Annotated in this window: 21 protein-coding genes and 1 tRNA gene; 17 read left to right on the top strand and 5 right to left on the bottom strand. The window is 66.8% G+C overall.

Translation table 11 applies throughout. The annotated features are described in order from the left end of the window. Positions 1 to 114: 114 nt before the first annotated feature. On the bottom strand, positions 115 to 282 hold the full coding sequence (locus QCD75_RS06145) for a hypothetical protein (RefSeq protein ID WP_301226719.1): 168 nt from the start codon (positions 280 to 282) through the stop codon (positions 115 to 117). 92 nt (positions 283 to 374) lie between these two features. On the opposite strand from QCD75_RS06145, the gene QCD75_RS06140 reads away from it, so the two are divergent. Beyond that, on the top strand, positions 375 to 1340 hold the full coding sequence (locus tag QCD75_RS06140; protein ID WP_301226718.1) for a GlxA family transcriptional regulator: 966 nt from the start codon (positions 375 to 377) through the stop codon (positions 1338 to 1340). Between the two features lie 35 nt (positions 1341 to 1375). Here QCD75_RS06140 and QCD75_RS06135 read toward each other — a convergent pair whose 3' ends face one another. Both QCD75_RS06135 and QCD75_RS06130 read right to left on the bottom strand, forming a co-directional pair. Further along, on the bottom strand, positions 1376 to 1672 hold the full coding sequence (locus QCD75_RS06135) for a protealysin inhibitor emfourin (RefSeq protein ID WP_301226717.1): 297 nt from the start codon (positions 1670 to 1672) through the stop codon (positions 1376 to 1378). Positions 1673 to 1715: 43 nt separating this feature from the next. Continuing rightward, the gene (locus tag QCD75_RS06130) at positions 1716 to 2774 is read right to left on the bottom strand and encodes a M4 family metallopeptidase (RefSeq protein ID WP_301226716.1); all 1059 of its coding nucleotides are present in this window, start codon (positions 2772 to 2774) and stop codon (positions 1716 to 1718) included. 112 nt (positions 2775 to 2886) lie between these two features. Between QCD75_RS06130 and QCD75_RS06125 the strand changes: the two genes are divergently transcribed. Beyond that, positions 2887 to 3864, top strand: coding sequence for a cation diffusion facilitator family transporter (locus QCD75_RS06125; RefSeq protein ID WP_301226715.1), 978 nt, complete (start codon positions 2887 to 2889; stop codon positions 3862 to 3864). Positions 3865 to 3934: 70 nt separating this feature from the next. Here the strand turns inward: QCD75_RS06125 and QCD75_RS06120 are convergent. Further along, positions 3935 to 4007, bottom strand: a tRNA-Arg gene (locus QCD75_RS06120). Positions 4008 to 4154: 147 nt separating this feature from the next. Here QCD75_RS06120 and argS point away from each other — a divergent pair. From argS to QCD75_RS06070, 10 genes are all read left to right on the top strand, one after another. Next, on the top strand, positions 4155 to 5819 hold the full coding sequence (gene argS, locus QCD75_RS06115; protein ID WP_301226714.1) for an arginine--tRNA ligase: 1665 nt from the start codon (positions 4155 to 4157) through the stop codon (positions 5817 to 5819). 5 nt (positions 5820 to 5824) lie between these two features. Continuing rightward, positions 5825 to 7309: a diaminopimelate decarboxylase gene (gene lysA / locus QCD75_RS06110; protein ID WP_301226713.1), complete on the top strand. Its 1485-nt coding sequence runs from the start codon at positions 5825 to 5827 to the stop codon at positions 7307 to 7309. Further along, complete coding sequence (locus tag QCD75_RS06105; RefSeq protein ID WP_301226711.1) at positions 7310 to 8668, top strand: homoserine dehydrogenase; 1359 nt, start codon at positions 7310 to 7312, stop codon at positions 8666 to 8668. It begins immediately after the preceding gene. Then, positions 8669 to 9775 (top strand): threonine synthase, encoded by a 1107-nt coding sequence (thrC, locus tag QCD75_RS06100; RefSeq protein ID WP_226761551.1) that lies wholly within the window; start codon positions 8669 to 8671, stop codon positions 9773 to 9775. A gap of 2 nt (positions 9776 to 9777) precedes the next feature. Continuing rightward, entirely contained in the window at positions 9778 to 10764 is a 987-nt protein-coding gene (gene thrB / locus QCD75_RS06095) for a homoserine kinase (protein ID WP_301226708.1), read from the top strand. A gap of 323 nt (positions 10765 to 11087) precedes the next feature. After that, the gene (gene rho, locus QCD75_RS06090) at positions 11088 to 13277 is read left to right on the top strand and encodes a transcription termination factor Rho (RefSeq protein WP_301226706.1); all 2190 of its coding nucleotides are present in this window, start codon (positions 11088 to 11090) and stop codon (positions 13275 to 13277) included. A 193-nt stretch (positions 13278 to 13470) separates the two neighbouring features. Next, the gene (gene prfA, locus QCD75_RS06085; protein WP_301226704.1) at positions 13471 to 14544 is read left to right on the top strand and encodes a peptide chain release factor 1; all 1074 of its coding nucleotides are present in this window, start codon (positions 13471 to 13473) and stop codon (positions 14542 to 14544) included. A 16-nt stretch (positions 14545 to 14560) separates the two neighbouring features. Further along, entirely contained in the window at positions 14561 to 15433 is an 873-nt protein-coding gene (gene prmC / locus QCD75_RS06080) for a peptide chain release factor N(5)-glutamine methyltransferase (RefSeq protein WP_301226702.1), read from the top strand. A gap of 35 nt (positions 15434 to 15468) precedes the next feature. Further along, the gene (locus tag QCD75_RS06075; protein ID WP_301226700.1) at positions 15469 to 16281 is read left to right on the top strand and encodes an L-threonylcarbamoyladenylate synthase; all 813 of its coding nucleotides are present in this window, start codon (positions 15469 to 15471) and stop codon (positions 16279 to 16281) included. Next, the gene (locus tag QCD75_RS06070) at positions 16278 to 17045 is read left to right on the top strand and encodes a WecB/TagA/CpsF family glycosyltransferase (RefSeq protein ID WP_301226698.1); all 768 of its coding nucleotides are present in this window, start codon (positions 16278 to 16280) and stop codon (positions 17043 to 17045) included. Before QCD75_RS06075 ends, QCD75_RS06070 begins: the two co-directional genes overlap by 4 nt. On the opposite strand, the gene QCD75_RS06065 is transcribed toward QCD75_RS06070, so the two are convergent. Further along, positions 17042 to 17938, bottom strand: coding sequence for a glycosyltransferase (locus tag QCD75_RS06065; RefSeq protein ID WP_301226696.1), 897 nt, complete (start codon positions 17936 to 17938; stop codon positions 17042 to 17044). The two genes, QCD75_RS06070 and QCD75_RS06065, sit on opposite strands and share 4 nt — an antisense overlap. A 296-nt stretch (positions 17939 to 18234) precedes the next feature. Here QCD75_RS06065 and QCD75_RS06060 point away from each other — a divergent pair, with 296 nt between their 5' ends. The 5 genes from QCD75_RS06060 (at position 18235) to atpE (ending at position 21465) form a co-directional block, all read left to right on the top strand. Continuing rightward, positions 18235 to 19368, top strand: a complete 1134-nt coding sequence (locus QCD75_RS06060) for an MraY family glycosyltransferase (RefSeq protein ID WP_301226694.1) — start codon at positions 18235 to 18237, stop codon at positions 19366 to 19368. A gap of 98 nt (positions 19369 to 19466) precedes the next feature. After that, on the top strand, positions 19467 to 19952 hold the full coding sequence (locus QCD75_RS06055; protein ID WP_301226692.1) for a hypothetical protein: 486 nt from the start codon (positions 19467 to 19469) through the stop codon (positions 19950 to 19952). Then, on the top strand, positions 19945 to 20274 hold the full coding sequence (locus QCD75_RS06050; protein ID WP_301226690.1) for a hypothetical protein: 330 nt from the start codon (positions 19945 to 19947) through the stop codon (positions 20272 to 20274). Before QCD75_RS06055 ends, QCD75_RS06050 begins: the two co-directional genes overlap by 8 nt. 91 nt (positions 20275 to 20365) lie before the next feature. Next, positions 20366 to 21166: a F0F1 ATP synthase subunit A gene (gene atpB, locus QCD75_RS06045; RefSeq protein WP_301226688.1), complete on the top strand. Its 801-nt coding sequence runs from the start codon at positions 20366 to 20368 to the stop codon at positions 21164 to 21166. Between the two features lie 80 nt (positions 21167 to 21246). Further along, positions 21247 to 21465, top strand: a complete 219-nt coding sequence (gene atpE / locus QCD75_RS06040; protein ID WP_003804776.1) for an ATP synthase F0 subunit C — start codon at positions 21247 to 21249, stop codon at positions 21463 to 21465. Positions 21466 to 21470 lie beyond the last annotated feature (5 nt).

Below are 21470 nucleotides of genomic sequence, written 5' to 3'. Positions count from 1 at the left end.
GGGAACTGCCCCGGGGCTGTCTCTTCGAACATAAGGGTGCCCGGTCCCTGTCGGGACCGGGCACCGGGTGGCGGGGCATGGGTGGCGGTGAAGTGTGGACTGTCTTTGCGGGGATTAGAAGATCCGCAAGGTGTAGCTGGTGCTGGGGAGGTCCCGGGCCATCCAGTACTCTTCCGAGCGGACCGGCGGGTTGTGGCCGAGCCCGTCCTTGCGGAGGGCTGCGACGGTGGCTGCGAGGCCGACGACGACGAGGACGATGAGGGCGATTCCGATGAGTTCCATACCTCCATGGTTCTCCGGCGGCGAACCCAAAAGAAGTGGCAGAAATGCCCAAAAAGCTATAATTTCTGCCACTTTTCTGCGAGAATGGAGTCATGATCAAATCAGTGGCAATGATCGTGGTTCCCAACTTCTCCATCTTCGAGTTCGGCACCGCCTTTGAGGTCTTTGGCGTGGACCGGTCAGACCGGGGGACCGGCGTGCCGGCCTTCGATTTACGGGTCTGCACCCCGGCGCCGGGTGACGTGCCGATGAAGTCCGGGCTGTCCATGCACGTGGGGCTCGGACTCGACGCCGCGGCGGACGCGGACCTGGTCATCATGACTCCCTACGGCCGGGACGAGGATGTCCCCGAATCCGTCCTCGAGGCGCTGCGGGCCGCGCACGCCCGCGGGGCGTGGGTCATGTCCATCTGTTCCGGCGCCTTCGCCCTGGCCCGGGCCGGGCTGCTCGACGGCCGCCGCTGCACAACGCACTGGCACTTTTCCCAGGAGCTCGCCAGCCGGTATCCCGCTGCCCTGGTGGATGAAAACGTCCTTTACGTCGAGGACGGCCGGGTCATCACGAGCGCGGGGACGGCCGCGGGCATCGACGCCTGCCTGCACCTGGTCCGGGTGGAATTCGGCGCCGCCGTGGCGGCAGCCATCGCCCGTGACATGGTGGTTCCGCCGCACCGCGACGGCGGCCAGGCCCAGTTCATCGACCGGCCGATCCCGCCCTGCGGCTCCGAACCCATGGAGGAACTGCTGCAGTGGATGGTGCGGCACCTGGGGGAGGACCACCCGGTCAACGAGCTCGCCGCGCGCGTCCACATGTCGCCCCGGACCTTCGCCAGGCGCTTCCGCTCCGAGACGGGTGCGACCCCCGCGGCCTGGCTCAACTCCCAGCGGGTGCTGCGGGCCCAGGAACTGCTTGAGACCACGGAGCTCAACATCGACGAAATCGCCCGCGAGTCCGGTTTTGGCCACTCGGTGCTGTTGCGGCACCATTTCGCCAAGGTGCTGGACACCAGCCCTCAGTCATACCGCCGCACCTTCCGCGGACACCTGGTTACGGCATAGCGGAACAGCACGCGGTCCGCGGCCATGGTCCTCAGCTAGTCAGGATCCGACGAGGCCGTTTCCTCGGCCGCAGCGCGGGCGCATTCGACGAGATCCCGCCATGGACCGGTCAGTTCACGCTCCGGCAGGACCGCCCGGCGTTGACCGGCCCGGATGCTGTACAGGAACCGGTCCGGCTGACCGGTCGTCCCGCTGGTCCCGGCGACGTCGTCCCACGGGCACGCTTCAATGAGTGGTTGCCAGCGGTCTGTATCCTCCGGCGGCGTGGGCTGCACGGTCCACGTCCGCTTCATGCCGGCAACGCCGCCACTGCGCTGGACGGTGATCTTCATGAGACTGCGATCTTCATGGGGCTCGGATCTTCATGAGCTTGGCCTATCGCCGTGCTCCCGGGAACTTTACCTTCACAGTTTCCCACGCGGACCGCACGGCGTCATGCTCTTTGGAATCAGCCCCGAAGAGCTCCCCGGCGGCCGCGGCCGTGGCCTTGGCGAACGCCCCGAAGGTGGCGGTCGGGGACAGCGTGCCCCCCGTCAGCGTCTCGTACCAGATCCGCCCCGGCGCGTCCCACGCATTGCCGCCGAGGTCCGTGGCAACGAGGCAGAACGCCCGGTTGGGTATGCCGGAGTTCAGGTGCACCCCGCCGCTGTCGGCGCTCGTGTGCACATAGCCGTCCATGGAGTCCGGCTGTGGGTCCTTGCCGAGCACGTCGTCGTCGTACGCCGTCCCCGGAGCCTTCATGGAACGCAGAGCGGTCCCCTGGACCTGGTTCGTGAAGAGACCCTCGCCGATCAGCCAGCTGGCCTGCGCCGCCGTCTGCTGCCGGACAAACTGCTCAACGAGCGCCCCGAACACATCGGACATCGATTCGTTCAGCGCGCCGGCCTGGTTGCGGTAGACCAGCGCTGCCGAATACTGGGTGACGCCGTGGGCCAGCTCGTGGCCGATCACGCTCAGCGATTTCGTGAACCGCTGGAAGACCTGGCCGTCGCCGTCGCCGAAGACCATCTGCTGGCCGTCCCAGAAGGCGTTGTCGTACAGGCGGCCGTAATGCACCGTGGCATCGAGGTGGAGGCCGTTGCCGTCGATCGAGTTCCGCCCGAAAGCCTCGGCGTAGAGGCGGTGGGTGTGCCCCAGCCCGTCGTAGGCCTCATCGGCGGCGGGGTCTCCGGTAGGTGGTTCCCCTTCCTTGCGGACCACACTGCCGGGTAGCTGCTCGGTGAATTTGGCGTCGAACACCGTGCGCTCCGGCGGGGACGGCTTGAGCTCCCGCAGGCCGGGGTGGCTGCCTGGACCGGGCAGGGCCCGGGAGGCATGGAAGCCCGGAACGTGCCGCAGGGCTTGCTTCGCCGCCCGGGCCGCCTCGGAGAGCTCCGGTTCGCGCTGGGCTGCCAGGCGACGGAGCAGGTACGGAGGGATGATGGAACAGTGCATGTGAGACCCCTTTGCTTCTGCCGATGTGGACAGCCTACGAGGGGGCGCCGACAATTGGCAGGGGCGGGCGTAGGGAGCACGGCGGATGCTGCCCATTGGATACGGTAGGCCCATGGCGCACACCGAGAAGCGAAAAGAATCAAGCTCGACCCTGCTGACGGTCATCATCGCCTTTGTGGCGAATATCCTCGTCGCTGCCGCGAAGTCCGTGGCCGCGGTCCTCACCGGATCGGCCTCAATGACGGCAGAGGCAGCGCACTCCTGGGCGGACACCGGAAATCAGGTGTTCTTGTTCTTCGCGGAACGGCGATCGGTCAAGCCGCGGGACAAGAGCCATCCCATGGGCTACGGCCGGGAAGCTTACGTCTGGTCGATGTTTGCGGCATTCGGGCTCTTCACCGCCGGCGCCGTGGTGTCCATCATGCACGGCATCCAGCAGATCATCGCGCCGGAGCCTGCGGCGGACTTCGAGGTGGCCTACCTGGTCCTGGCCGTGGCCTTCGTCTTCGAGGGCATCTCCTTCACCCAGGCCTTCCGCCAGACCAGGAAGGCGGCGCACGAGCTCGAACGCCACACCCTGGAGCAGGTCCTGATCAGCTCAGATCCCACCCTGCGCGCCGTCTTCGCGGAGGACGCCGCGGCGCTGGTCGGCCTGGTAGTGGCCTTTGGGGGCGTTTTCCTGCACCAGGTCACGGGTTCCCCGCTGCCGGATGCGGTGGGGTCGATCGTTGTCGGCGTTCTGCTGGCTGCCGTCGCCGTCGTACTGATCGACCGCAACCGGCGGTTCCTGGTGGGCCAGGGTGTGACCCCGGACATCGAACGCTCCATGGCTCTTCGGGTGCTGGAGCACCCGGACATCGCCCGGCTCACCTACCTGCACCTGGAGTTTGTCGGCCCCCGCAAGTTGTACCTCGTCGCGGCGGTGGACCTGCAGGGGGACCACCCGGAGCACGAAGTGGCGGTGACCCTGCGACGGATAGAGCGCGAGCTGGAGGACCGCGAAACAGTGGAGGAGGCCGTGCTGACCCTGGCAACCCCGGACGAGGCCGCCTTGAGCATTGCTCCCGCGGAAAGCCGCGCCGGCAGCTAGACGCAAAGCCGGGCCGGCATCCAGAAAGCAAGAAACCCCGCCGTTTCAATGAAACGGCGGGGTTTGGTTGTGCCCTCGATTGGAATCGAACCAACGACCTTCTGCTCCGGAGGCAGACGCTCTATCCCCTGAGCTACGAGGGCAGTCAGGGTTCCTGCCGTTACCGGCGGGACGTCCTAGAGCTTAGCAGGAAGGTGGGCTCCAAGGGAAAATCGGCGCCCAGCCCGGGCCCTCCTGTCATGCCGGACGCCAGATTCCGCCACACTGCGGGCCACCGGTAGGCTGGAACCGTGACCCCTGAAGAACTCTCCCTCGCCATTTCCGCCTGCCTGAAGGACGCCGTCGCCGCCGGTGAAATCGGGCTTTCCGCATCCGACGTCCCGGATGAGGTGCGCGTGGAGCGTCCGAAGAACCGGGAGCACGGCGACTGGGCCACCAACATCGCCCTTCAGCTGGGCAAGAAAGCGGGCACCAACCCGCGGGAGTTCGCCTCGGTCTTGAGCGCCCGGCTGAAGTCCATCGACGGGGTGTCCGCCGTCGACATCGCCGGACCGGGGTTCCTGAACATCACCGTTGACGCGGCAGCCGCCGGCGCCCTGGCCAAGGCCATCGTCGAAGCGGGGCCGGACTACGGCACCAACACCGCGCTCGCAGGCCACACGGTCAACATGGAGTTCGTCTCCGCCAACCCCACCGGCCCGCTGCACATCGGCCACACCCGCTGGGCCGCCCTGGGCGACGCGATCGCCCGCGTCCTGCGGGCCTCCGGCGCGGACGTCACGGCCGAGTACTACATCAATGACGCCGGGTCGCAGATGAACGTCTTCGCCAACTCCGTGCTTTCCCGGCTGCACGGCCGCGGTGTGCCCGAAGGCGGGTACCCGGGCGAATACATCGCCGATCTTGGCCACGAGGTGCTGACCCAGCACCCGGACGTCCGCGAACTCACCGACGTCGCCGCGCTGCCGGTGATCCGCGGCGCGGCTTACAAGGCCCAGCTGCACGACATCAAATGCACCCTGGCCGAGTTCGGCGTCGAATTCGACGTCTACTTCTCCGAGCAGGAACTCCACGACGCCGGCGCGATCGAGGACGCCGTCGCGCGGCTCCGGGAACAGGGCCACGTCTACGACGACGGCGGGGCCGTCTGGCTGCGCACCACGGACTTCGGCGACGACAAGGACCGCGTGATGATCCGCGCGAACGGCGAACCGACGTATTTCGCGGCCGATGCCGCCTACTACCTGTCCAAAAAGGACCGCGGCTACACCGAGAAGATCTACCTGCTCGGCGCCGACCACCACGGCTACATCAACCGGCTCAAGGCCATCGCCGCCGCCGCCGGGGACGATCCCGAGGTCAACATCGAGGTCCTGATCGGCCAGCTGGTGTCCGTCAACGGCGCCAAGCTCTCCAAGCGCGCGGGCAACATCATCGAGCTCAAGGACCTCATCTCCTGGCTCGGCAAGGACGCCGTCCGCTATTCGCTGGCGCGTTTCCCGGCCGATTCGCCGCTGACCCTGGACCCGGAGCTGCTGAAGAAGCACAGCAACGAGAACCCGGTGTTCTACGTCCAGTACGCGCATGCCCGGTCCCGCGGTGCGGCCCGCAACGCCGTCGCCGCCGGCGTGCAGCGCCGTGTGGACGGCAAAGACTGCTTCGAGGCGTCCCTGCTGGAGCACGCCACCGAGAACGAGCTGCTCTCGCACCTTGGCAGCTACCCCTCGGTCGTGGCCCGGGCCGCCGAACTGCGCGAGCCGCACCGCGTGGCCCGCCATCTGGAGGTCATCGCCGGCGCCTACCACCGCTGGTACGACGCCTGCCGGGTGGCCCCGCTGGGTGAGGAGCCGATTACCGATCTCAACCGCACCCGGCTGTGGCTCAACGACGCCACGAGCCAGGTGCTGGCCAACGGACTGGAACTGCTGGGCGTCTCGGCGCCGGAACGGATGTAACCGCCATGACCACCAACCCGTCCACCGCAGCCTCCCCGCTCGCGCCGGAATGGCTGCAGGTCCCCGCCGACCTCAACGCCCTGCACGAGCCGCTGTGGGCCGGCGGTGTCGCCCGGAACGACGCCGGCGAACTCGCCATTGACGGCATCCCCGTCAGCGAACTCCAGCGCCAGTTCGGCACGCCCCTGTTTGTCATGAGCGAGACCGACTTCCGGGTCCGGGCCCGCGCCTTTTCCGACGCCTTCAACGACGCCTTCGCCGACATCTGCGGGGGAGTGGACGTGTACTACGCCGGCAAGTCCTTCCTGTGCACCTCTGTGGTCCGCTGGGTGGAGGAGGAGGGGCTGCGGCTGGACACGGCCTCCGGCGGGGAACTCGCCGTCGCCGCCCGCGCCGGGATCCCCGGCGCCGACGTGGCGCTCCACGGCAACAACAAGTCCGACGGCGAGATCCACCGCGCCCTCGACATGCAGCTGGGCAGGATCGTGGTGGACAGCCTGGCCGAACTGGATCGCGTCGCCAGGATCGCCGGCGCCCGCGGCGAAACCGCCAGGGTCATGCTGCGGCTGACCCCCGGCGTGCACGCCCACACCCACGAATTCATCGCCACGGCCCACGAGGACCAGAAGTTCGGCCTCTCCTTGGCCGGGGACTCCACCGAGCAGGCCGGGCTGTCAGCGGCCGAGGAAGCCGTGGCCGCCGCGTCGGGCTACGCCAGCATCGACCTGCTCGGCCTGCACTGCCACATCGGCTCGCAGATCTTCGAGCCGGACGGCTTCGCCCTCGCAGCGGAAAAGCTGCTGGACTTCCTCGCCGCAATGCAGTCCAAGTACTCGATCGTGCTCCCTGAACTCGACCTCGGCGGCGGCTACGGCATCGCCTACACACCCGTGGACACCCCGCGCCCCGCAGCCGAAATCGCCCGGGCAATGGCCGCCGTCGTCCGCTCCAAATGCGCCGAGCTTGGCATCTCCGCCCCGCGGATTTCGATCGAACCGGGCCGCGCAATCGTCGGAAGCACCACATTCACGCTCTATGAAGTGGGCACGCTCAAGACCGTCCGGGTGGACGCGCCCGCCGTGGACGCTCAGGAAACTGCCGGAACGGCCGCGGAAAACGTTACGTACCCGCGCCGGTATGTGTCGGTGGACGGCGGGATGAGCGATAACCCGCGCCCGGTGCTGTACGACGCGGATTACTCGGCCATTCTGGCCTCCCGGACCTCGGACGAAGCCGCGCAGCTGTCCCGAGTGGTGGGCAAACATTGCGAGAGCGGCGACATAGTTGTTAGAGATGTATATCTGCCCAAGGACGTGGCAGCCGGTGATCTGCTCGCTGTACCGGGTACCGGCGCCTACTGCTGGGCCCTGTCAAGCAACTACAACTATCTGGCCCGGCCGGGCGTTGTCGCTGTGCGCGACGGATCTGCCCGGCTGATAGTCCGCGGGGAAACCGAAGAAGATCTGCTCAACCGCGACATGGGAGTCTGAATGACTAAATTGCGAACCCTGAAAGTAGCCCTGCTGGGCTGTGGCAACGTCGGGGCCCAGGTTGCGCGGATTCTCATCGACGACGCCGACATGCTGGCCTCGCGCGCCGGGGCCCGCCTGGAACTGGCCGGCATCGCCGTGCGCAACCTCGACGCCCCCCGGGAGGTCGAGCTGCCCCGCGGGCTGTTCACCACCGACGCCGAAACCCTGATCAAGGACGCCGACCTGGTGATCGAGCTGATGGGCGGGATCGAACCCGCCCGGACCCTGATCCTGACGGCCATGCAGAACGGCGCCTGCGTCGTCACCGGAAACAAGGCACTCGTTGCCAAGGACGGCCCGACCCTGCATGAGGAAGCGGACAAGGCCGGTGTGCAGTTGTCCTACGAGGCCGCCGTCGCCGGTGCGATCCCCATTCTGCGGCCCATCCGGGACAGCCTCTCCGGCGACCGGATCACCCGGGTCCTTGGCATCGTCAACGGAACGACCAACTTCATCCTGGACCAGATGGACTCCACCGGGGCGCAGTTCTCCGACGCGCTGGCGGAGGCCCAGCGCCTCGGTTATGCGGAAGCTGACCCCACCGCCGACGTCGAGGGCTACGACGCCGCCTCCAAGGCCGCGATCCTGGCCTCGCTGTCCTTCCACACCCGGTTTTCCCTGGATGACGTGTACTGCGAAGGCATCAGCAACGTCACGGCCGCGGACATCGCCGCGGCGAAGGACGCCGGATTTGTCATCAAGCTGCTGGCAATCGCCGAGAAGCTGGGGGCCGAAGGCACAAGAACAGGCACGGAAACAGGCACAGAAACAGGCGCCAACGGGGCTACCGGTGTCTCCGTCCGCGTGCACCCCACGCTGCTGCCGCGCGAACACCCGCTCGCTGCCGTGCGCGGCGCGTTCAACGCCGTCTTCATCGAGGCCGAGAACGCCGGCGAGCTGATGTTCTACGGCCAGGGCGCCGGCGGCAAGCCGACGGCGTCGGCCGTGATGGGCGATCTCGTCTCCGCGGCCCGCAGCATCGTCCTCGGCGGCCCCGGCCGTGCCGAGACCACCACCGGACAGGTCACGGCACTGCCCGTCACCGCCGCCGTGACCAGCTACTACATCGGCCTCGACGTCGCCGACCAGCCCGGTGTGCTGGCAAGGATTGCCCAGCTCTTCGCCGAGCACGGCGTCTCCATTGAAATCATGCGGCAGACGATCCACCGCGACGCGGATTCGAAGGTTGAATCGGCGGAGCTTCGGATCGTGACCCACCGCGCAAGCGAGGCTGCACTGGCAGCCACCGTCGAGGCCGTCAAGGGCCTGGACGTCATCAATTCCGTTACATCCGTACTGCGGGTAGAAGGAGTCTAAGTGGCTCACCAATGGCGCGGCGTCATCCGCGAATACGCTGAACGTCTGCCTGTCACCGAGGCAACGAAGGTCATCACCCTTGGGGAGGGCGGCACTCCTCTTGTGTACGCGCAGCAGCTGTCCGCGCTCACCGGCAGCGATGTCTACCTCAAGGTCGAGGGCATGAACCCGACCGGCTCCTTTAAGGACCGCGGCATGACCATGGCCATGACCGCGGCGGTTGCCGCCGGCGCGAAGGCCGTGGTGTGTGCCTCCACCGGCAACACCTCCGCCTCCGCCGCCGCGTATGCCACTGCGGCCGGGCTGAAGTGCGTGGTGCTGGTGCCCGAAGGCAAGATCTCGATGGGCAAGCTGAGCCAGGCGATCGCGCACGGCGCAACCCTGCTGCAGGTCGACGGCAACTTCGACAACTGCCTCGACATCGCCCGCAAACTGGGGGAGTCCTACCCGGTGTTCCTGGTCAACTCGGTCAACCCGGCCCGGATCGAGGGCCAGAAGACCGGTGCCTTCGAAGTAGTCGACTGGCTCGGAGACGCTCCCGACTTCCACGTGCTCCCGGTGGGCAACGCCGGCAACATCACCGCGTACTGGAAGGGCTACAAGGAATACTGCGCACCGTTCGAGTCCGCCACCGCCGGCACACTGGCCGCAGTCTCCACCAGGACCCCGGTGATGTGGGGGTTCCAGGCCGCCGGTGCGGCGCCGTTCGTCGCCGGCCACCCGATCACGGAACCCGACACGATCGCCACCGCCATCCGGATCGGGAACCCGGCGTCCTGGGATTCCGCCATCGCCGCGCGCGACGAGTCCGGCGGCGTCATTGAGGCCGTGACCGACGAGGAAATCCTGTCGGCCCACCGCTGGCTGTCCGCCCGCGAAGGCGTCTTCGTCGAACCCGGCTCCGCCGCCGGTGTCGCCGGCCTGATCAAGAAGCACGCGGCCGGCGAAGTGCCGACCGGCAAGACCATCGTCATCACGGTCACAGGCCACGGCCTCAAGGATCCGCAGTGGGCGCTCCGCACCGAGGACGGCAGCGAAGTGCAGCCTGTCAAGGTCTCGAACGACGTGGTCACTGTGGCCACAGCCCTGGGACTGGAAGAAAAGTAACCGTGGAAACCACCCTCACCATCCCGGCCGAGTCCGCCGCCGACACGCCGGCGGTTCCGGCCGGGCAGTTCGTCACGGTCCGGGTACCGGCCACGAGCGCGAACCTCGGCCCCGGGTATGACAGCCTCGGCCTGGCGCTGACGTTGTTCGACACCCTGACGGTGGAAACCCTGGACAGCGGGGAACTGGAATTCGAGCTCAGCGGGGAAGGGGCCGAATCCCTGCCCCGCGACGCCACCCATCTGGTGGTCAGGGCCATCACGGAGGCCCTGCACCGCCTTGGTTTCCGGCACGAGGGCCTGAGGATCACGGCAGACAACGTCAATCCGCATGGCCGCGGCCTGGGCTCTTCAGCCTGTGCCGTCGTTGCCGCGGTGACCGCCGCCAACGCCCTGGTTCCGGAGGCGTCGCGCCGGGACAAGGACTGGGTCCTGCAGCTCACCAGTGAAATGGAAGGCCACCCGGACAACGTCGCACCGGCGATTTTCGGCGGACTGGCGCTGTCGTGGCAGGACAGTGACCAGTACAGCAGCACCTGCGCGGCCGTTGCCCCTGCAGTCATCCCCGTGGTCGCCGTGCCGGACTTTGAGCTGTCCACCGAGGCCGCCCGTGCACTCCTGCCCGCCTCGGTGGGCCACCACGCCGCGGCGATGAACTCGGGACGGGCGGCCCTGCTGATCCACGCCCTCACGCGGAAGCCGGAATTCCTGCTCGCCGGCACTGAGGATTACCTGCACCAGAGCTACCGCGCCGCGGCCATGAGGCCCAGCGCGGACCTCATCGCCGCGCTGCGTCGCGCAGGCTTCGCCGCCGTCGTCTCCGGGGCGGGGCCCACCGTGCTTGTCCTTGCCAACGGAGCGGCCCAGGCCGAGGCCGCCGTGGAGTTCATCGGCGCCTTCGCCGCCGGCAACACGCCGGACGTGGGCTGGCGTGTGATGAAGCTGGCCGTGGACGTTGAAGGTGCTAAAGTGGAAGTGCACCGGCGGTAATCACGCAGGCGGTAATTCAGTTACTGTTCAAAGACCGCGATGTTGGCCAAGTTGCCTCTCTCATCTTTTACTGCGCAATATTTTCCGGTGCCACCTGCTTTTGGTCTGACGCAGGAATCCGCAGAAATATCTCTGCACCCCTGAAAAGTCAGCCCGCCGTTCCTTTTTCTTCCGGAACGCGCCAGGTGTAGCTCTATCCGGCCGTGCTGGCCAACATCCATCCGGCAAGGCCGAAATCCCGGCTGCAGATCTGAACTGCAGCCCAGATCAAATCATCGCGTCCAGCTCATAGTCTGGACGCCGTCGAGGGGGAAGGATCCTTCGTGACCGAAACCACTGAGCTGTCTTCAGCTGTGGAAACATCATCTTCTGCTGCCGGATCGTCAACGGCCGCACCCGCCAAGAGCAGCGGCCTTGCGGGCCTCAAGCTCGCCCAGCTGCAGGCTCTTGCGAGCCAGCTGGGGATTTCCGGCGGTTCCCGGATGCGGAAGGGCGATCTCGTGTCCGCCATTTCCGCACACCGCGCCGGTACTCCGGTGAGCAAGGCTCCGGCCCGCGCCGCTGAGAAGGCGACCGACAACGGCACCGTCGCCCAGTCCGCGGCCCCGGCCGCGCTGCCGGCCGCCGAGTCCGAAGCCCCGGCCCAGGAAAACCCCCGTGCCCGCGGACGTGGACGCAGCCGCCGCGCCGGCAGCGATGGCGTCATCACGACCCCCGCGGCCGAGGCCCCGGCAGCACCCGCAGTGGAGGCGCCGGCCGCTTCCGCCGAGGCCGGCACTGCCGAGTCCGGCTCTGCCGCCTCCGCGACGGAAGGCAGCGAACGCACCCGCCAGCCCCGCACCCGCAACCGCCGCCGCGGCGAAGCTGCCGAGCAGTCCGGCGGACAAAGCGCAGGGCAGAACACAGGGCAGAACGCAGCCCAGGCTGCACCCGCCGTCGAGGCGCCGGCCGAGCAGGCTTCCGGCGAGCAGCGCCAGGCCGAGCGCACGGAACAGCGCTCCGACCAGCGCCAGGCCGAACCGGGCAGCGAAGACGGCCAGCGCCGTGAGAGCACCCGCACCCGTGGGGGCCGCGACGACACCGCCGGCACCCGCGAGACCCGCGACAACACTGGCAGCCGCGATAACACCCGCGACAACACCCGCGACAATGACGACACTGACGGCGGCAGCCGCCGGAACCGCCGTAACCGGCGCGACCGCAACGACCGTCCCGAGCGCTCCGGCGGGCAGGACAGCCGCGATAATACTTCGCGCAACGACCGCTTCCGCGACCGCAACGACCGCCGTCGGGGACGCGTGCAGGGACCGGACGTCGACGATGTCGAGGTCACCGAGGACGACGTCCTGCTGCCTGTCGCCGGCATCCTGGACGTGCTGGAGAACTACGCGTTCATCCGCACCTCCGGCTACCTGCCGGGCCCGAACGACGTCTACGTGTCCCTCGCCCAGGTCAAGAAGTACAACCTGCGCAAGGGCGACGCCGTCGTCGGTGCCATCCGTGCACCCCGTGAAGGCGAGGCCCCGCAGGGCGGCCAGCAGCAGACCGCCCGGCAGAAGTTCAACGCCCTCGTCCGGGTCACCTCGGTCAACGGCAAGACCCCCGAGGAACTCAAGGACCGCGTCGAATTCGCGAAGCTTGTCCCGCTGTACCCCTCGGAGCGCCTGCGCCTCGAAACGGACCCCAAGAAGATCGGCCCCCGGGTCATTGACCTCGTTGCCCCGATCGGCAAGGGCCAGCGCGGCCTGATCGTTTCGCCGCCGAAGGCCGGCAAGACGCTCATCCTGCAGTCCATCGCCAACGCCATCACCACCAACAATCCTGAGGTCCACCTCATGATGGTGCTTGTTGACGAACGCCCCGAAGAAGTCACGGACATGCAGCGCACCGTCAAGGGTGAGGTCATCGCCTCCACCTTCGACCGTCCCGCGGACGACCACACGACCGTGGCCGAACTTTCCATCGAGCGTGCCAAGCGCCTCGTGGAAATGGGCATGGACGTCGTGGTGCTCCTCGATTCGATGACCCGCCTGGGCCGTGCCTACAACCTGGCGGCACCTGCTTCCGGCCGTATCCTCTCCGGCGGTGTCGACTCCGCAGCGCTGTACCCGCCGAAGCGCTTCTTCGGTGCAGCCCGCAACATCGAAAACGGTGGCTCACTGACCATCCTGGCAACCGCGCTCGTCGAGACCGGTTCCAAGATGGACGAAGTCATCTTCGAGGAATTCAAGGGCACCGGCAACATGGAACTGCGCCTGTCCCGCCAGCTCGCGGACAAGCGCATCTTCCCGGCCGTGGACGTCAACGCGTCCGGTACCCGCCGTGAGGAAAACCTGCTGTCCCCCGAGGAAGTCAAGATCATGTGGAAGCTGCGCCGGGTCCTGTCCGGACTTGAAACGCAGCAGAGCCTTGAGCTGCTGACCAACAAGATCCGGGAGACCCAGAGCAATGTCGAGTTCCTCATGCAGGTGCAGAAGACGACGCTTGGTGCGAAGTCCGACAACGACAAATAGCTGACGTCAACCGCTCGGAAATTGGCGGCCCTTCCCGGGCCGCCAATTACCCGAGCGGTTGTTGCGTTAACCAGTGACGCCGCTCCAACTGCAACGCGGGGTCACTTAGAGCCCATCGGGGCCCTTGGAATGGGCCGTAAGTGACCCCGCGTTGCAGTAACTAGACTTGGTAAGAGTCGAAAGAGGTTTGAAAATGTTTGAGTCCGTACAGGGCCTGTTGGATGAGCATGATGCCATCCAGGCACAGCTTGGGGATCCTGCTGTTTACGCTGACCAGAAGCTCGCCCGGAAGCTGGGCCGGCGCTCGGCACAGCTGAACGGCATCGTCGAGGCGTACCACGCCTGGCACGGCATCCAGGATGACCTTGCGGCTGCCCGGGAAATGGCGGGGGAGGACCCGGAGTTCGCGGCGGAAGTGCCCGAGCTGGAGGCCAAGCTGGAAACCGCCGCGGCCAAGCTGCGCCGGCTCCTGATCCCGCGCGACCCGGACGACGCCCGCAACGTGATCCTCGAAGTCAAGGGCGGCGAGGGTGGCGACGAGGCTGCCCTGTTCGCGGCCGACCTGCTGCGGATGTACACCCGGTACGCGGAATCCCGCGGCTGGAAGACGGAGATGATTTCCGCCAACGAATCGGACCTGGGCGGCTACAAGGATGTCCAGGTGGCCATCAAGGGCAACTCGAACGATCCCGCCGAGGGCGTCTACGCGCGGCTCAAGTTCGAAGGCGGCGTGCACCGTGTGCAGCGCGTTCCCGTGACGGAATCCCAGGGCCGGATCCACACCTCCGCCGCCGGCGTCTTGGTGCTTCCGGAAGTGGATGAGCCCGAAGAACTCGAAATCAACCAGAATGATCTCAAGATCGACGTCTACCGTTCCTCCGGCCCCGGCGGCCAGTCCGTGAACACCACCGACTCCGCGGTCCGGATCACCCACCTTCCCACCGGAATCGTGGTGGCCATGCAGAACGAGAAGTCGCAGCTGCAGAACCGCGAAGCCGGCATGCGCGTCCTCCGCGCCCGCATCCTGGCCCACCAGCAGGAGCAGATTGACGCCGAGAACTCGGCCCAGCGTAAGTCGCAGATCCGCACCATGGACCGTTCGGAGCGCATCCGGACCTACAACTACCCGGAAAACCGGATCGCGGACCACCGCACCGGCTACAAGGCCTACAACCTGGACCAGGTCATGAACGGCGACCTCGAGCCGGTCATCCAGTCGGCCATCGAGATGGACGAGCAGGCCCGCCTCGACGCCATCGGCGACTAGTCCGGCGCGCGCAGTGATGACAGAAGGAACCGGGCTGAGCCTCGCGGACGCGGTCCGCGGGGCCACCGCCGTCCTGGCCGCCGCAGGCGTCCCGAGCCCGCGGGTCGACGCCGAACTCCTCGCCGAGCACCTGCTCGGCGTCGGTCTCGGCCGGCTCCGCGCCCTGATGCTCGGTGACACGCCCGCCCCGGACGGTTACCAGGAGCTCGTCGCCGAACGGGCCCGGCGCGTACCGCTGCAGCACATCACCGGCGTGGCGCACTTCCGCTACCTGGAACTGGCGGTCGGGCCGGGGGTCTTCATTCCCCGCCCGGAAACTGAATCCGTGGTCCAGCTGGTGATTGACCGGCTGCAGGGCCTGGCTCATCCCAAGGTCGTGGACCTGGGCACCGGATCCGGGGCCATCGCCGGCTCGATTGCGCACGAGGTCCCCGGCGCGGAAGTCCATGCGGTGGAATACAGCGAGTTCGCGCACGCCTGGGCGGCAAAAAACTTGGCTCCCCTCGGCGTCCACCTCATCCGCGGAGACCTGCGCGATGCCCTGCCCGGGCACAACGGCACGTTCGACGCCGTTGTGTCCAACCCGCCCTACATACCGGCCGAAGCAGTCCCCATCGAACCCGAAGTGGCGCTGCACGATCCGCCCGAGGCGCTGTACGGCGGGGGAGCGGACGGCATGGAACTTCCGACGGCGGCCGCGGCCTCCGCCGCCAGGCTGCTGGTGCCCGGCGGCTACTTCGTGATGGAACACGCGGAAGTCCAGGCCGGGTGGATCGCCGCAATGCTGGAGCGATCCGGGCTGTGGACCGCGGTGACCACCCATCGTGACCTCAACGGCAAGGACCGGGCCACCAGTGCCGTCCTCGCCGACCCGACTGCCCTGCGGTGACCGGGGCAACGCATCAGTGATGAAAGAATAGGCCAGTGACGACTAGCTACGATTGCACGGCAGCTGAGGAACGCGCTGCAGGACTTGAACATGCCCAGCGGGCCATCCGGGAACACAAGTGCGTGGTCTTCCCCACGGACACCGTGTACGGGATCGCCGCTGACGCGTTCTCCCCCCTCGCAGTGACCCTGCTGCTGGCCTCGAAGGGCCGCAGCCGCAAGATGCCGCCGCCCGTCCTCATCCCGCGGCTCAACGCCCTCGACGGCCTGGCCACGGACGTTCCGGCCGAGGCCCGGCGCCTTGCCGAGGCGTTCTGGCCGGGCGGGCTCACGCTCATCCTGCACGCACAGCCCTCCCTCGACTGGGACCTCGGCGAGACCAGGGGCACCGTCGCCCTGCGGATCCCGGCCGACGACGTCGCCCAGGACCTGCTGACGCTGACCGGGCCGCTTGCCGTCTCCTCGGCGAACCGCACGGGCCAGGCCGCGGCGCAGACCGCCGCCGACGCCGAAGCCCAGCTTGCAGAGTCCGTGGAGGTCTACCTCGAGGGCGGCCCGCGTCCGGCCGAAGGTGCCGAGGCGTTGCCGTCCACCATCGTTGATGCCACTGCCCTGCCGCTTCGGGTAGTCCGCCAGGGTGCCATCAGCCTGGAGCGGCTCCGCACGGTTGTCCCGGAAGTGCTGGGCGTCGGCGAGGAGCCGGACGCTGCGGAGGATGCGCCGGTGGCCGAAGCGCCCGCTGCGGAGGAACCCGCGGCGGAGTTGCCGGTGGCCGAAGAGCCTGCTGCGGCGCGAGCCGAAGCGTCCGCTGCCGCCGCGGAGCGTAACCCGGGGGCCGGAACCGCATGAGCCTCCCGCGACAGCGCGTCCCCGTCCTCGACGTGGACGCCACACCCCTGACTGTTCCCGAACTGACAGCGGTGCTCAGCCGCTTCGTCGCGGAGGGCGGGACCCGCACCGTGGTGGGCCACAACCTCCACAGCGTCACGCTGTGCCACTCCGATCCGGGCTTCCGGGAGTTCTACCAGCACAGTGACGTCGTGCTGATTGACGGCGCCCCGGTGCTGATCCTCTGGGCCCGCGGCGGCGAGGCCCAGCAGGGCGAGGTCCCGGTGATGGACTACCGGCTGGGGTCCACGGACTGGATCCCCGCGCTGGCCGATGTCGACGGGCTCAAGCGGATCGCCGTGATCGGAGCCGGCCCCGTGGCCAACGCGCAGGCCGTGGACAGGCTGGCTGCCCAGCTCCCGCACGCCCGGGTCGCCGGAATGCCGGGGGAGGGCTGGAACGAGGAACTCGAAGAGTCCGCCGTGCAGTGGCTGGCAGAGTTCCGTCCGCAGCTGGTTCTGCTCGGGCTCGGCATGCCGCTGCAGGAACAAGTGCTCACGCGCCGGCTGGCGACGCTGCCTCCGGCGGTCTACTGTGCCGTTGGCGGGGCGATCGAGCAGATCGCGGGGATCCAGAAACTGGCACCGCGCTGGCTCGGGCGCCTTGGCCTGGAATGGGCCTGGCGGCTGGTCCTCCACCCGCGGCGCGTCGCCTACCGGGTCTTCGGTGAGCCCTGGCTGCTCACCGGGCTGCTGATCCGGCGCCGGCTACAGCCCCGGCGCTAGAACTTCTGGTCTTTCAGGGGACCGAAACCCTTGCCGCGCAGCCCGGCGGAAAAGGCCCCGAACCAGTCCGCGAGTCCACGGAGGTCCCCCCGGCGCAGGAAGTAGCCGAGGTAGCCGCCAACATCGGCGACGAGCGACTTGATCCGGAAGTGGCGGCGGATCAGGTAGCCGCGGTTCCGGTAGTAGAAGTAGCGTTTGAACGCCGATTCCGGCACGATCACATGCCAGCGGGCGCCGTAGACATGCTTGGTCTCGGCGAAGGCGTGCGGGTGCGTGATTGCCGTCGTCGTGACGGTGCCGAACCTGATCCCGGCCTTGCGGAGCCTGATGGTGAAGTCCACCTCGTCACCGCGGATGAACAGGCGCATGTCCGGCAACCCGACCTTGAAGAAGACATCCGAACGGATCAGCGCGCCGTTGAAGAAATGGCCGTCGTTCGGCAGGAAACCGATCTTCTCCACCTCGGCCCGGTCGTGGGTGACCTTGCCGTCCAGACGGAAGAAGAAGGACAACCGGTCGGGGTGGCCCGGGGCGACGACGAGGGGGACGACCGCCTCAAGCCCGCGGGCCTCCGCCTCGCGGACGAGGGTGGCCAGGCACTCCGGGTCGGCGGGTTCGGCGTCGTCGTCCATCATCCAGATCCAGTCGGCGCCGGTGGCGACTGCCTTGAGGATCGCCAGGGAGAAGCCGCCGGCACCTCCAAGGTTGGCTTCGGACCGGACATAGTCCACATTCCGGTGCGCTTCCGCGACGTCCCTGGCGGGTACCGTGCCGGAATCCACAAGGCAGATGGAGCGGACCGCTGCTGTCTGGTTGTTGATGGCGTTCAGCAGAACTGCCAGCTCCCGGGGACGGTCAAACGTCACGGCAGCAACTGCAACCGACAGGGTCATCGAGTGTTCCTTTCAGCACGGCCGCCGGTGGTTTTCCCGCCGGCAACGGGCCGTGTGACGCGAAGACAGGTGGCCGATGGCATTAGTATCTTGACTAGAGTCCACTGTAATACAGCCCTGTCAGGCACTACGCACTGCCTGCCCTGCGCACGGCGACGGAGAAGTTTCATTTATTGCAAGACAGACCCACAGCAACTGAGTTCACCCCAATCCCGGAGTCACAAGGCATCACCGTGGTTCCGGGCTCCGCAACCGGGTGACCCTTGTGCCGACGGCTTCAAGCGGGTGTCTTCGCCGTGATTATGTACCTGCTCATGATGCTCTCAGCGGCAGTCGTGAGCTATACGGCGACCTGGGGTGCCCGCCTTGTCGGAAACCGGATGGAACTGTTCTCGCCGATCCGCAGCCGTGACATGCACTCGACCCCCCTGTCGAGGCTGGGCGGCCTGGGGATCTTCGCCGGATTCCTCGTCGCCCTGCTCATTGCGAGCCAGTCGTTCTTCGTCAAGGACATCTTCCGTAACAACGACGCACCCTGGGGGATCCTGGCAGGTTCGGCCGTGATCGTCCTCGTGGGCGTGGCGGATGACCTGCTGGACCTGCGCTGGTGGGTCAAACTGATCGGACAAAGCGCCGCGGCCCTGGTGGTGGCGGTCTGGGGGGTCCGGATGACCATCATTCCGTTCATCCCCGAGCCCATTGTCATCGAGACCGACGCCATGAGCATCGTGCTGACGGCCGGCCTGATCGTGACCACCATGAACGCATTTAACTTCATCGACGGGCTCGACGGGCTCGCCGCGGGCGTCGCCATCATCGGCGGGACGGCCTTCTTCCTGACGGCCTACTGGGTACACCGGACAGCCGTGCTGCTGGACCGCTCGGACCTGGCAACCCTGCTGACCGCCGTCCTCGTCGGCGCCTGCATCGGCTTCCTGCCGCATAACTGGTTCCCCGCGAAGATCTTCATGGGTGACTCGGGCGCCATGCTGATCGGCCTGATCATGGCGTCGGCCGGCATTGTGTCCACCGGGCAGATCAGCTCCGGGCTGTACGACCGGGCGAACGGTATCCCCACCATCATCCCGATCCTGCTGCCCTTCGCCGTGCTGTTCCTGCCGCTGCTGGATCTCGGCCTGGCCGTCGTGCGGCGCACCGCGCTCGGGCGTTCGCCGTGGTCGGCGGACCGCGGCCACCTGCACCACAAACTCCTTGACATCGGCTACTCGCACCGGGGTGCGGTTGTCCTGATGTACCTCTGGACCTGTGTACTGGCCTTCAGCGGCCTGGCGTTTGCCATCTACCCTTGGCAGTTCGTCCTGGTCGGCGGACTGGCGGCGATGATCCTCATGGCCGGAGTCACGGCCTGGCCGTACCTGCGCCACAAGGCCCCGGGGCGGGGTCCCCGTTCGTCGGCCGAAGAGGGATGACGCGGGCTTTTCCGAATAATTTCTATCTATTGTAGAATTCAGGTGCGGTCCTTCGCCTGGGCCACTCTGACCAGCAAACCCTCGACGATTGGGATCTGATGACCTCCAACGCCGAACCCGGACGAACGTCCGGCGCCGGAGAAATTGGTGTCTCGGGTCCCACAAAATCGTTGTGGCTGCGCCTGCTGGCCATCAGCTCGGCTGTTGGCGGCGGCGCCCTGCTGGTCACCAGCCTGGCCGCGCTCCTGCTCGACGGCGTGGCGGCCGCGCTCTCGTCCCTCTTCGGCGGGGCGCTGGTCATCGCCTTTTTCGCGATCAGCCTGCTGGTCGGCCACTTCGGCGGACGCAACCACTCTTCCGGGGCCATCGGCCTGTTTGCGGCGACATATTTCATCAAGGTCGTCGGCTTTGCCGTGGTGCTGTTCGCCATCGGCAGTCCCGACTGGCTGAACGGGAGCTGGTTCCTGGCCGGCGCCGTCGTGACTGTGGTGTTGTGGCAGGCCGCCGAGATTTACGGTTTCAGCAAGGCGCGGCTCCAGCTCTACAACGACCCCGAGACCCCGGAAGGCGGCACCGATGTTTAGCCGCAAAGAACGACACCAGAAGAAGCCCGGCACGCCCAAAACCACCGCCGGCGCCCCCGGTGTTTCGGACAACGGACGCGACGGCGGATACAACGCCGGAATCGCCGTCTTCAGCTACATTGTTGGCGGAATCATGGTCTGGAGTTTGATAGGGTGGGGTCTGGATAATCTGTGGGGAACCCGCTGGATTGTGCTCGCAGGCGCTCTGCTTGGAGCCGCGGGAGGGTTCTATCTTTCTCATGTGCACGGCCTCACCAGCCTCCGAAATTCGACTGGTGAAGACGGCGCTGCAGGTGGCCCGTCCCAGGACGCGAAACAGTAATGCCAAAAAATTTCACAGGGGGAATGGCTGACAGCAATGTCGCCGCTCCCCGCCCAACGCCCAATGATGGACACTGCAGAGAGGAAACGCGTTGATCGCGCTTGCGCTCCCGGCCCAAGATTCAGGAACTTTTACGCCTCCTGGAATTGAAGAAATCCACCTGCCGGCAATCCTGCCGTGGGGGGCGGCCGACGGATTCTCCAAGCAGATGCTGCTTGTGATCCTTTCGGTCGTTATTATCGCCGCATTCTTTCTGATGGCTGCCCGCAAGGGTCAGCTCGTCCCCGGCAGGCTCCAGTTTGCAGGTGAAGCCGCCTACGGCTTCGTCCGCAACGGCATCGGCAAGGACATCATCGGCGGCAAAGACTTTATGAAGTACGTCCCGCTGCTGTTCAGCCTGTTTTTCTTCATCCTGGTGAACAACATCTACGGCGCCATTCCGGTGATCCAGCTCCCCACCTTCTCGCATGTCGGCGGCGCCTACGTGATGGCCGCGATCGTGTATTTCACGTGGATCGCCATCGGCGTCAAGAAGAACGGCCTGCGCTACTTCAAGCTGGCCACCGTGCCGTCCGGAGTCCCGGGCTACATTCTTCCGATCGTGATTCCGATCGAGATCATCTCCAACTTCCTGGTCCGCCCGGTCACGCACAGTCTGCGTTTGTTCGCGACCATGCTGGCCGGCCACCTCATCGTGATGATTGCCGGTTCCGGAATCGAGTTCCTCGTCATGCAGGAGAACGTCCTGCTGAAGGGCGCCTCGGTCCTCGTCCTCGGCGGCGCGGTCGCCATGTACATGCTTGAGGCATTGATCATGGTCCTGCAGGCGTACGTGTTCACGCTGCTGACCGCGATCTACATCGAAGGCGCACTGCACGCCGACAGCCACTAAGGCACCCACAAACTTCCCCTCCGGGGGATGAAGCAACCCAAACAACCTGCCACACGGGTGGCATCTTGAAAGGAAGAAAAATGGAAGGCTCCATCAACGGCTCCCTCAACCTCATCGGATATGGCCTCTCGGCCATCGGCGGTGGTATCGGTGTGGGTCTCGTGTTCGCTGCTTACATCAACGGCGTCGCACGCCAGCCGGAAGCCCAGCGCGTTCTGCAGCCGATCGCATTCCTCGGCCTTGCACTGACTGAAGCCCTCGCCATCCTCGGCCTGGTCTTCGCGTTCGTTCTCAAGTAAACCTT

Source organism: Arthrobacter sp. PsM3 (assembly GCF_030433895.1).
GTDB lineage: Bacteria > Actinomycetota > Actinomycetes > Actinomycetales > Micrococcaceae > Arthrobacter.
The sequence above is the reverse complement of the archived record's forward strand: the minus strand, read 5'-3'. Positions and strand labels throughout refer to the sequence as shown.